Source organism: [Mycobacterium] manitobense, from assembly GCF_025821665.1.
Taxonomy (GTDB): Bacteria; Actinomycetota; Actinomycetes; order Mycobacteriales; family Mycobacteriaceae; genus Mycobacterium; species Mycobacterium arseniciresistens.
The window spans coordinates 1-10,318 of sequence record NZ_JACKSJ010000211.1 but is presented as its reverse complement, the minus strand read 5'-3'; the positions used below and the strand labels follow the sequence as shown (position 1 = coordinate 10,318).

Here is a 10,318-nt window from a genome sequence, read left to right as displayed (position 1 = left end):
AGCGCCCATTCCCGCGGCGGCGACGGCGCCGCCGGCCCGCGCGACGGCCGCCTCGCCGAACCGGTCCACCAGCCGGTCGCCGAACAGCCGGCCGACGAACATGCACGCCACCAGCGCGATGTAGCCGAACGGGGCGACCGCCGCCGCCGCGTCCAGGCTGTCGCGCAGATAGAGCGTCGCCCATGTGCTTCCCGCGTCCTCGACCGCGGCGCCAGCGATGGCGATCGTCGCGAGTGCGCCGATCACGGCGTAGACACGCAGTCCCGCCCGCTGCCCGCCGGTCCACGCCGCGGCGGGTTGGTCGTCGTGGTCGGAGCCGGTCAGCATGAAGCGGTAGGCGATCAGCACGGTCGCGCTGAACACCACTGCCGAGCAGCTCAGTTGAACGGCGCGAGGCACAGCCAGGGCGATCGCCGCAGCGCCGAGGAGTCCGCCGGTGATGGCGCCGGACGCCCACACCGCGTGAAACGAGTTGATGATCGAACGGCCGTAGTTGCGCTGTACCCGCAGCGCGTGTGCGTTCTGGGCCACGTCGGTCACCGCGTCGGAGGCGCCTGCGACGAACAGCGCAGCGGCGAACAGCGCGCCCGACGGCGCTAGACCGGCGAGGAGCACGAACACGGCGATGCCCAGGGTGCCTGCCACGCCGACGCGGGCCGAGGTGAACCGCCGGATCAGTGCGCCTGCCGCGATTCCGGCGACGAACGCGCCGCCGGAGAACGCCGCCACCGCCAGCCCGAACACGGTGTTGGACAGCGCGAGATCCGCCTTGATCTCCGGGAAGCGCGGCAACAGCGAGGCGAACAGCGCGCCGTTGGTGAAGAACAGGGCCGCCGTCGCGACCCGGGCCCGCCGGTCGCGCACCGCAGCCACGCCGAGCTCTGCGGACACCATGGCCGCCAACCCTACCGGGCGTTAAATGGCAAGGGTGAGAAGGCGTTCGCTGGTCTCCCAGAGATCGCGGGCCCGGTCGGTGTCGTAGCTGTCGGCCGAGGAGCGGATCGGCCGCCGCCCGGAGAAGTACCGCCCGGTGACGTCGTCGAAGCGCGGGTCGGCGGCCAGCGCCGCCAGGTGACGGCCGGAGGCTCGGGTGCTGCGCACCCCCGGGAGCACGCGCAGGGCGGGAAACAGGTGGCGCCACAGGAATCGTTGTGCCGTCGAGTAGTCGCGCGCCAGACCGGAGCCGGGCATCAGGCCGGGGTCGAAGGCGTTCACCGTGACGCCGCGGCGTCCCCGGTCCAGGCGCCGGTCGAGTTCGTAGGCGTACAGCACGTTGCACAGCTTCGACGTGGTGTAGCGACGCCGACCGTCCGCGGCGCTCGACGCCCCGCCGGCGGGGTGGGCGAGTTCCTCGGCCGAGGTGTACTGCGGTTTCGGCATGCCGGAGAACTTGGCCGGATCGTGGGTTCCGCTGCTGACGATCACGACGCGGGCCGGCGGCGCGAGCTGGTCGAGCAGCCCGTCGACCAACGCGAAATGGCCCAGGTGGTTGACGCCGAACGTCAGTTCCACCCCGGCGGGGGTCCGTTCCAGACCCGAGACCACCTGCAACCCCGCGTTGCACACCAGCGCCCGCAACGGCGGCAGCTCCCGCTCCGCGAGACGCGTCGGGAAGTCCCGCACCGAGGTCAGCGACGCGAGATCGAGGGGCAGCACCGTGCACCGCGCAGCGCTGCCGAGCCGGTCCACCGCCTCGGCTCCGCGGTGTGGGTCGCGCACCGCCAGCACGATGTGCCACGAGGGGTTGGTGTCGAGCAGCGCCCGCGCGCACTCGAAACCGAGTCCGCTGTTGGCGCCGGTGATGACGGCGGTCCGGTCGACGGTCACTGTTCCTCCAGGAGTACGGGGATGAGTGCGGTGATGGCCTGAAAGAGGCGGCGGTACATGCGTTCGACGTCGGTGTGGCCGGGTTCGAGGTGATCGGCGAGGAACACGCCGTCGGATTGGGCGACCGCGAACGTGGTCAGCTCGTCGGCGACCCGCGCGGCCACCTGAGGCGTGGTGTCCGGCGGCAACATCGCACCGATGGCCGACCGGAAACCCGCGATCGCGGTGTCGCGCACCCGGCGCACCACCGTGGCCACCGCCGTGTCGTCGTGGCGTTCGAGCGACAGCAGGTAGAACAGCCGCAGGAAGTCCGGGTGCTGGGCGAGCAGCCGGGCGGTGGCCTCGAGCTGTTCGGGCGGGGTGGCCGCGCCTGCGTCGGGGATCGCGGCGAAGAAGCGCTCGGCGCCGCGTTCCATGACGGCCGCCAGTACCCCTTCCTTGGACCCGAAGTGCCAGTAGATGGAACTCGGCGGCAGTCCGCAGGCCCGCTGGATGTCGCTGATCGACGTCGCGGCGTAGCCGCGGGTGGCCATCAGGCGCTCGGTGACGTCGAGGATGTGCGCCCGCGAGGTCTGTCCCTGCTGTTGCTTTTTCGTCAGCGTCATCGGGCACCTCCTCTGTAGGGATCGCTACAGTCACAACATACCAGGAGCCGCGCCCCGTCGTCCGGGACGGCGGATTAGGTTCGTGCAGAACGGGAATGCCCGGCCCGACAGATTCAGCAGGTCCTGAGAGGAGTCTTCGATCCGCGATGCCGACCGACTACGGGCAAGATTGGCTGCCATGACCGAACTGCCCGCGTCGCTCGTCGAACTCGCCGGGCGCTACGGCGTCGCCACCCGATTCGAGGACTGGACCGGTCGACAGGTGACGGTCGCGGAATCCACCCTGACCGCCGTGCTCGCCGCCCTCGGCGTGGCCGCGGACACCGAGGACGACCGCGCCGCCGCTCTGGCCGGCCACGAGCGCGAGTACTGGCAGCGTCCGCTGCCGCCGATCGTGCTCGCCCGCTCCGGCGCTGTCTCGTCGTTCTGGGTGCACGTCACACACGGCGAGCCCGTCGAGGTGTCGCTGCGGCTGGAGGACGGCACCGAGCGCACCGGTCTGCGGCAGCTGGAGAACAACCGCGACCCCTATGAGGTCGACGGCCGCCGGATCGGTGAGGCCAGCTTCGAGGTGCCCGACGACCTGCCGCTCGGCTATCACCGCGTGCTGATGCACTCGGGCGCCACGCACGCCGACACACCGCTGGTGGTCTCCCCCTCGACGCTGGCACTGCCCGCCCGGCTCGGCGCCCGGCGCAGCTGGGGGCTGGCCACCCAGCTCTACAGCGTCCGGTCGCGGAACTCCTGGGGCATCGGCGACCTCACCGACCTGGCCGACCTCGCCGTCTGGTCGGCGGCCCGGCACCAGGCCGGCTTCATCCTGGTCAATCCCCTGCACGCGGCGGCCCCCGCACCGCCGATGGAACCGTCGCCGTACCTGCCGACCTCGCGCCGCTACGTCAATCCGGTGTACCTGCGGGTGGAGGCCATCCCCGAGTTCGCCTACGTCCGCGGCCGCAACCGGATCCGCAAGGCCCGCGCCGGCGTGCAGGACAAGGCCGACCGAGCCGAGCTGATCGATCGGGACACGGTGTGGCGTGCCAAGCGCGCCGCACTCGCGAAGGTCTACGAGGTGCCGTGGTCGGCCGGCCGCCAGCTGGCCTACGAGGCCTACTGCACCCGGGAGGGCGCCAGCCTGGACGCGTTCGCCACCTGGTGTGCCCTGGCCGAGCGGCACGGCAACGACTGGCATCAATGGCCCGAGGAGTTCCGGCGCCCCGACAGCGCCGCGGTCGCGCAGTTCGCCCGCGACCACGCCGCCACCGTCGACTTCCACCGCTGGCTGCAGTTCGCGCTCGACGAGCAGCTCACGGTCGCCCAGGCGACCGCCCTGCAGGCCGGCATGGACCTCGGCATCATGACCGACCTCGCCGTCGGGGTCGACCCGAACGGCGCCGACGCCTGGGCGCTGCAGGACGTCCTCGCACTGGGGGTGACCGCGGGAGCGCCGCCGGATGAGTTCAACCAGCTCGGCCAGGACTGGTCGCAGCCGCCATGGCGGCCCGACGAACTGGTCGCGCAGGCCTACGAGCCGTTCCGGGCGCTGGTCAACGCGGTGCTGCGGCATGCCGGCGGGGTCCGCATCGACCACATCATCGGCCTGTTCCGGCTGTGGTGGATCCCCCGCGGCGCACCCCCGACCGAGGGCACCTATGTCCGGTACGACCACGAGGCGATGATCGGCATCGTCGCGCTCGAGGCGCACCGCGCCGGCGCCGTCGTGGTCGGTGAGGATCTTGGCACCGTCGAGCCGTGGGTCCGCGACTACCTGGGCGAACGGGGCGTGTTCGGCACGTCGATCCTGTGGTTCGAGCTGGACCGCGACAGCAACGGCGGGCAGGAGCGCAGCGAGTCGGGGAATGACAACGGCCAAAGCCCGCCGGGACCACTGCCGGCCGAACGGTGGCGGGAGTGCTGCCTGTCCTCGGTCACCACCCACGACCTGCCCCCGACCGCCGGCTATCTGGCCGGCGAACACGTTCGGCTGCGCGAGGAGCTCGGGCTGCTGACCCGTCCCGCCGCGGAGGAACTCGCCGACGACCGCGCCCAGCAGGCGGCGTGGCGGGCCGAACTGCGCCGGGTCGGGCTCCTCGACGAGGACGCCGGTGTCGAGGAGACGGTGCTCGCACTGCACCGCTATCTCGGGCGCACCCCGTCGAAGCTGCTGGCGCTGTCACTGGTCGACGCCGTCGGCGACGTCCGCACCCAGAATCAGCCCGGGACGTCGGACGAGTATCCGAACTGGCAGATCCCGCTGAGCGGCCCGGACGGTCGCCCGGTGCTGCTGGAAGACGTGTTCACCGACTCGCGGGCCGCCCGGCTGGCCGAGGCGATGGCTCAGCAGGTCAACCCGCCGCTGTAACGCCGCAGGACTCTTCTCCGGTTTCACAATCGTCACAGCTGCGATATGTTCGCACCGCACTCGATCCGACGGAGGCCACGTGAACAAGCTCGTCCTGCTCGGCGCCGGAGTCGTCGCCACCGGCGCGGCCGCCCTGATCACCGCGGGAGCGGCCGGGTCCCAGCCCGCCGACGCCAGCTCGATCAACGTCGTCGGCGAGCCCTACCTCAAGGCGCAGCAGATTCTGAAGAGCCAGGGCATCACGGCCACCTTCAGCGGTTCGGTCGGCAGCGCCCTGCCGCAGTCGCAGTGCCTCGTGGGCTCCCAGAAGATCAACTCCGTCGGCAAGATGCTGCTCACGCTGGACTGCTCGGCCAAAGCCGAGGAGCAGCTCAAGGCGATGGGCCCCGCGGGCGGACCGAGGGTCGGCAAGAACGGCGTCACCACGGTTACCCCGACCCCGATGGTGCCGATCGCGGGCGCACCCGGCGCCGGTGCCGGACCCATCCCGGCGCGCTGAGCCCGTCTCAGCTCGCTATCTACGTCTCTGACATCGTCCTCAGGTTGTCGAGCGTCTGATTCATGGTTCGGCCGACCTGCCGCGCGGCGACCCGGTCGGCGATCAGCCCTAGCAGGCCGCCGGGCGCCTCGTAGGCCAGCCGGAAATTCACCTTCGTCTTGCCGTCGCCGCAGTCCCGCAGCCGGAACCGGCCTCGCATCGTGATCCCGGTGATGCCGATCCAGGCCAGATCCCGCCTGTCGTCGAACTCGACCACCTCGATCACCCCACCGACCGGCACCGAGCCGATCTTCCAGTGCGCGGTGTAGCGGGCTCCGATGCCGGCGTCGCCGTCGGTCACGGTCTCCCACCGCTCCAGGTTGGCCATGAATTCCGGGTAGCAGTCCGGATCGCTCACGTGCTTCCACACCGCGTCGCGATCGGCGTCGACGATGATGCTCCGTTGCAGCCTCATCAGCCGAGCACCGGGAACCGTCGCCGCGCCGCCAGTCGGTCCACGCCGGCCTGCAGGCTGCTCAGCACCTTGTCGTTGATGACGTCGTCGTCGCTGGCCGCGATGTCGTCGGCGTCGATCGGGTCCTGCACCTCGATGGCGATCTTCGTCGGCAGCGGGAGCCGCGGCACCATGTCGGTGACCACCAGTCCCCACGGCGGGGCCAGGGCGATCGGCACGCTCTTGAGCCGCAGCGTCTTGTCGACCCGCAACAGCCGGGCCAGCCACTGACCGCGATCGAGGAACAGTGCGGCCTCCTGTCCGCCGACGCTGGCGACGGGAACGATCGGCACCCCGGCCTCGCGGGCGAGCTTCACGTACCCCTTGCGGCCACCGAAATCGACGTCGTGGCGTTTCCAGGACGGCCGGAACACCTCGTAGTCGCCGCCCGGGTACACCAGTAGGGCGGCACCGGATTCGAGCGCCATCACCGCGTTGTCGTGGTTGGCCGCGACGGTGCCGAACTTGCGCAGCGATCCCAGGCCGGGCATCGACACCACCAGGTTGTGTGCGAGCTGGTAGAACGGCCGCTCGACCCCGAAGTACGAGCAGAACGCCAGCGTGAACACGAAGGTGTCGGGCGGCAGGTTCCCGCCGCTGTGATTGCCGACCAGCAGCACGGGGCCGTCGGCGGGAATGCGGTCCAGACCCTTGACGTCGGCGCGGAAGTACAGCGAGGCCAGCAGCCACAGCCCCGGCAATTGCTCCCGGATGTAGTCCGCATCGCGCTGATCGAGGTCGGCGGTGGGCACCCGCGCCGACACCTGCTTCTTGGCCCACTCGAGCGCGTCGCCGATACCTGCCATGCCCCCTGTTATTGACATCACACAACTAGCCGAAACCTGCGTTCCCACGTACCGGTCGTAGACTGCGGGTGATCGGCACCGCGCCCCGGGAGGTCAGCCATGTTGCGTCCGCGCCGCTTCGAGCGGGAGATCGACCCGGGCCCGGTTCAGATCCAGGCCCGCAAAGTGCACTTCGACGTCACCGGTGTCCCGCTGCACTGGATACCTGACCACCCCGTCGCGTCCAATCTGATCAGCTTTCTGAACCTGATCCTGCCTGCGGCCGAGCGGTGGTTCGTCGCCACCTACAACGAGGCGCTGCCGTACGTGAAGGATCCGCGGCTGGCTGAGGACATGCGAGGCTTCATCGGCCAGGAGGGTGCGCACGCCGAGGTGCACGAGCGGCTGCTGCACGACTTCATGGAGCAGCGCGGTATCGACCCGACCCCGATGGTCGATCAGGTGGAGTACGTCTTCGCCAGAGTGCTCGCGCCGTCGAAGTCCGATGACCCCAGGCGCCGGATGAACCACCTGTGCGACCGGCTCTGGTTCATCGCGGCGATTGAGCACTACACCGCAGTGATGGGCGACTTCGCACTCAACTGCACATGGGACCATCACGGCGCCGACCCGGTCATGGCCGATGTATTCCGTTGGCACGGCAGCGAAGAGGTCGAGCACCGCAACGTCGCCCATGACGTCGCCGTCTACTTCCATGACAGCTACACCGACCGCATCGGCGCCATGGTGATGGCGATGATCGGCATCTACACCTTCTTCCAGCGCGGGGCCACGTTCCTGATGAAGGCCGATCCGCAGGTGGACATGGGTTGGTGGGAAACGCAACGGCTGCGCGCCCGCGACTCCAAGCTGGGTCTGCTGCCCAAGTACCGCAGACTTTTCGGCAGCAATACCCTGGCGTATTTCCGACCCGGGTTTACTCCGGAGCAGATGGGTTCCACAGCCCAGGCGGTCGCCTATCTGGCCCGGTCCCCCGCCGCCCGCGCGGCCCACATGTGATGTTCGATCGGTTCCGCGACGTTCCTCCGAGCGTTTCCGGGCGAGCCCGTCACGACCCGTTCGTCAGCATGCTCGACGGTGTCGTGTCCGGGGTGTGGCGGATGACGGGCAAGATCCGGAACATGGCGCCGCCGCGCGAGGTCGACCGGGCGATCGGGCTGCGGGTCTCCGGGCGCCGCGTCGTGGCCCAAGACGAAGACGTCATCGCCGTGACATTGACCGCAAGTGACGACGCACCGCTTCCGCGGTGGCATCCGGGCGCTCACATCGATCTCCGACTCCCCAGCGGTCTACTCCGGCAGTACTCGCTGTGCGGCGACCCCGGGGCATCCGACCGCTACCGGATCGCCGTGCGGCGGATCCCCGGCGGTGGCGGCGGTTCCATCGAGGTGCACGAGGCGCTGCGGATCGGCGCGACCGTCCGCACGCTGGGCCCGCGCAACGCCTTCCCGCTCACCGTGCCGGGTTACGGGTCACCGGCGCACCGGTTCCGCTTCGTCGCAGGCGGCATCGGGATCACCCCGATCCTGCCGATGCTCGAGCAGGCGCATCGCCTCGGTGTCGACTGGTCGATGCTCTACACCGGCCGCACCCGCGACAGCCTGCCGTTCCTCGACGAGCTGGTCCGGTTCGGCGACCGCATCACCGTGCGCACCGACGACATCGACGGACTGCCGACAGCGCGCGACCTGCTCGGTGACGATCCTGCCGGGGCATCGGTCTATGCGTGCGGTCCCGCCCCCATGATCGACGTGATCCGCACCGCGCTGGCAGGCCGCGGTGATGTCGAGCTGCACTACGAGCGGTTCGCCGCGCCACCGGTGGTCGACGGCGCCGAGTTCGTCGCCGCCGCGGCCGCCTCCGGCGTGACCGTCCGGGTGGGCGCCGACGAAAGCCTGCTCGCCGCGTTGACGCGGGCCGGCGTGCAGGCGCCGTATTCCTGCCGCCAGGGTTTCTGCGGCACCTGCCGCACGCGTGTGCTCGACGGCGAGGTCGACCATCGCGACACGCTGCTCACCGGCCCGGAGCGCGCCGCAGGCATGATGCTGACCTGCGTGTCACGGGCGCCCGAGGGGCACGTGCTCACCGTCGACCTGTAGCGGCCTCAGACGTGCTCGGCGAACGGCCACCACACGCCGTCGCTGCCGCGCACCCCGTTCGGCTGGTCCATCGCCGCGGTGAGCGCGTCGATCTCCTTGTGGTCCAACGCCACCGGCGCCACCTTGGCGCCGTCCTCGCCGGAGACGTCGTAGCTGAATGCCAGCGGGATGCCCGGGTGCAGCCAGTGACTGGTGGTGACCTCCGCGCCGCCCTCACCCTGGCCCGTCGTGGTCAGGAAGAAACCCTTGCCGGTGGCGAACCGGGCAGCCACCGCGGCCTGCAGATGGGCCACGAAGTGGTTGGTGAACGTGCCGGGTATCGGCTGCCCGCCAGAATGAACCGTTGCCACAGAGGTCGTCCCTTCGGTCGTCGACGCTGAACTGTCACCGTCTACTTTCTCTGACTCGGGACGTCGCTGCCGTACTATTCGCCCATGCCGTTGGCCGATGGGGCGACGTTCGCGGGTTACACCATCGTCCGCTTGCTCGGTTGGGGCGGCATGGGTGAGGTGTATCTGGCCCAGCACCCACGACTCCCGCGCCAGGACGCGCTCAAGGTGTTGCCCGCGACGGTGTCCGCCGACGAGGAGTACCGGCAGCGATTCCACCGCGAGGCCGACATCGCGGCCACCCTGTGGCACCCCCACATCGTGGGCGTGCACGACCGCGGCGAGTACGACGGCCAGATCTGGATCTCGATGGATTACGTCGAGGGCACCGATGCCGGCCGGTTGATGCGCGACCGCCATCCCGACGGCCTGCCCCAGCGCGAGGTGCTCGCCATCGTCTCCGCCATGGCCGACGCCCTCGACTACGCCCATGCGCGCAACCTGCTGCACCGCGACGTCAAACCGGCCAACATCCTGCTCGGGCATCCGGAGTCCGGCGAGCAACGGATCCTGCTCGCGGACTTCGGCATCGCCAGGTGGACCGACGACATCAGCGGGCTGACGGCCACGAACATGACCGTCGGCACCGTGTCCTATGCCGCGCCCGAGCAGCTGATGGGCGAGCGGCTCGACGGTCGCGCCGACCAGTACGCGTTGGCCGCCACCGCTTTTCATCTGCTGACCGGCACACCGCCGTTCCAGCACAGCAATCCGGCGGTGGTGATCAGCCAGCACCTCACCTCGACACCGCCGGCCCTGGCCACCCAGCGTCCCGAGCTCGCGGCACTGGATCCGGTGCTGGCGAAGGCACTGGCCAAAAAACCGGTCGACCGCTACGAGCGGTGCGCCGACTTCGCCCGTGCCCTCGCCCACCAGTTGGGTGTCGGCGCCGCGGGCGACACCCGGCTCGCGACGGCGACCACGCCCGCCCCGGCCCGCAGGACAGCGCTGCGCCCCGCCGTCGTGGTGCCCGCGGTGCTCGCCGTGCTGCTGATCGTCGCCATCGCCGTGGCCGCACTGGAATTCCGCAGGGCCGACGATCGCCCGTCGGATCCGGCGGCGGCGCCCACGTCGTCGAGCGCTGTCCGGTCCTCGAGCGCGTCGCCCGCCGCTCCGCCCGCCCCGCCGCCGCCCAGCCCCACGGACACCGTGACCGGGTCGCCGCCGCCGACAACGGCGGCCGCACCCGCGGCGGGGGTGGGCGGCGCCGACTGCTCGCCCGGCGGCAGCACCGCCAC

General features: G+C 70.4%; 11 protein-coding genes. 5 read left to right on the top strand and 6 right to left on the bottom strand.

The genetic code is table 11. The features are described 5' to 3' along the window. The 3 genes from H7I41_RS23490 to H7I41_RS23480 all read right to left on the bottom strand — a co-directional run. Positions 1-894 (bottom strand): MFS transporter (locus tag H7I41_RS23490; RefSeq protein WP_264015033.1); only part of this gene is annotated, 894 nt, incomplete at its 3' end. A 21-nt stretch (positions 895-915) separates the two neighbouring features. Beyond that, a complete protein-coding gene (locus H7I41_RS23485) occupies positions 916-1,827 on the bottom strand; it encodes an SDR family NAD(P)-dependent oxidoreductase (RefSeq protein ID WP_264015032.1) in 912 nt (303 codons plus the stop codon). After that, positions 1,824-2,432, bottom strand: coding sequence for a TetR/AcrR family transcriptional regulator (locus H7I41_RS23480; protein WP_264015031.1), 609 nt, complete (start codon positions 2,430-2,432; stop codon positions 1,824-1,826). Before H7I41_RS23480 ends, H7I41_RS23485 begins: the two co-directional genes overlap by 4 nt. A gap of 178 nt (positions 2,433-2,610) precedes the next feature. Between H7I41_RS23480 and malQ the strand changes: the two genes are divergently transcribed. Beyond that, positions 2,611-4,794, top strand: coding sequence for a 4-alpha-glucanotransferase (malQ, locus tag H7I41_RS23475; protein WP_264015030.1), 2,184 nt, complete (start codon positions 2,611-2,613; stop codon positions 4,792-4,794). Between the two features lie 79 nt (positions 4,795-4,873). After that, positions 4,874-5,293: a hypothetical protein gene (locus H7I41_RS23470; protein WP_264015029.1), complete on the top strand. Its 420-nt coding sequence runs from the start codon at positions 4,874-4,876 to the stop codon at positions 5,291-5,293. Positions 5,294-5,312: 19 nt separating this feature from the next. Here the strand turns inward: H7I41_RS23470 and H7I41_RS23465 are convergent, their stop codons facing one another. Further along, positions 5,313-5,747, bottom strand: coding sequence for an SRPBCC family protein (locus tag H7I41_RS23465; RefSeq protein WP_264015028.1), 435 nt, complete (start codon positions 5,745-5,747; stop codon positions 5,313-5,315). Continuing rightward, complete coding sequence (locus H7I41_RS23460) at positions 5,747-6,592, bottom strand: lysophospholipid acyltransferase family protein (RefSeq protein ID WP_264015027.1); 846 nt, start codon at positions 6,590-6,592, stop codon at positions 5,747-5,749. The genes H7I41_RS23465 and H7I41_RS23460 overlap by 1 nt, the downstream gene beginning before the upstream one ends. 99 nt (positions 6,593-6,691) lie before the next feature. Between H7I41_RS23460 and H7I41_RS23455 the strand changes: the two genes are divergently transcribed. Then, complete coding sequence (locus H7I41_RS23455; RefSeq protein WP_264015026.1) at positions 6,692-7,591, top strand: metal-dependent hydrolase; 900 nt, start codon at positions 6,692-6,694, stop codon at positions 7,589-7,591. Beyond that, entirely contained in the window at positions 7,591-8,691 is a 1,101-nt protein-coding gene (locus H7I41_RS23450) for a PDR/VanB family oxidoreductase (RefSeq protein ID WP_264015025.1), read from the top strand. The genes H7I41_RS23455 and H7I41_RS23450 overlap by 1 nt, the downstream gene beginning before the upstream one ends. Before the next feature lie 5 nt (positions 8,692-8,696). Here H7I41_RS23450 and H7I41_RS23445 read toward each other — a convergent pair whose 3' ends face one another. Continuing rightward, entirely contained in the window at positions 8,697-9,041 is a 345-nt protein-coding gene (locus H7I41_RS23445) for a DUF7882 family protein (RefSeq protein WP_264015024.1), read from the bottom strand. An 84-nt stretch (positions 9,042-9,125) separates the two neighbouring features. Between H7I41_RS23445 and H7I41_RS23440 the strand changes: the two genes are divergently transcribed. Next, the coding region (locus tag H7I41_RS23440) for a serine/threonine-protein kinase (RefSeq protein ID WP_264015023.1) at positions 9,126-10,318 on the top strand (1,193 nt) is incomplete at its 3' end.

What these genes read in the sequence shown, in the direction of transcription:
- H7I41_RS23480 (WP_264015031.1), bottom strand. Translation starts at nt 2,432, where the DNA reads ATGACGCTGACGAAAAAGCAACAGCAGGGACAGACCTCGCGGGCGCAC.
- H7I41_RS23455 (WP_264015026.1), top strand. Translation starts at nt 6,692, where the DNA reads ATGTTGCGTCCGCGCCGCTTCGAGCGGGAGATCGACCCGGGCCCGGTT.
- H7I41_RS23450 (WP_264015025.1), top strand. Translation starts at nt 7,591, where the DNA reads ATGTTCGATCGGTTCCGCGACGTTCCTCCGAGCGTTTCCGGGCGAGCC.
- H7I41_RS23460 (WP_264015027.1), bottom strand. Translation starts at nt 6,592, where the DNA reads ATGGCAGGTATCGGCGACGCGCTCGAGTGGGCCAAGAAGCAGGTGTCG.
- H7I41_RS23465 (WP_264015028.1), bottom strand. Translation starts at nt 5,747, where the DNA reads ATGAGGCTGCAACGGAGCATCATCGTCGACGCCGATCGCGACGCGGTG.
- malQ (WP_264015030.1), top strand. Translation starts at nt 2,611, where the DNA reads ATGACCGAACTGCCCGCGTCGCTCGTCGAACTCGCCGGGCGCTACGGC.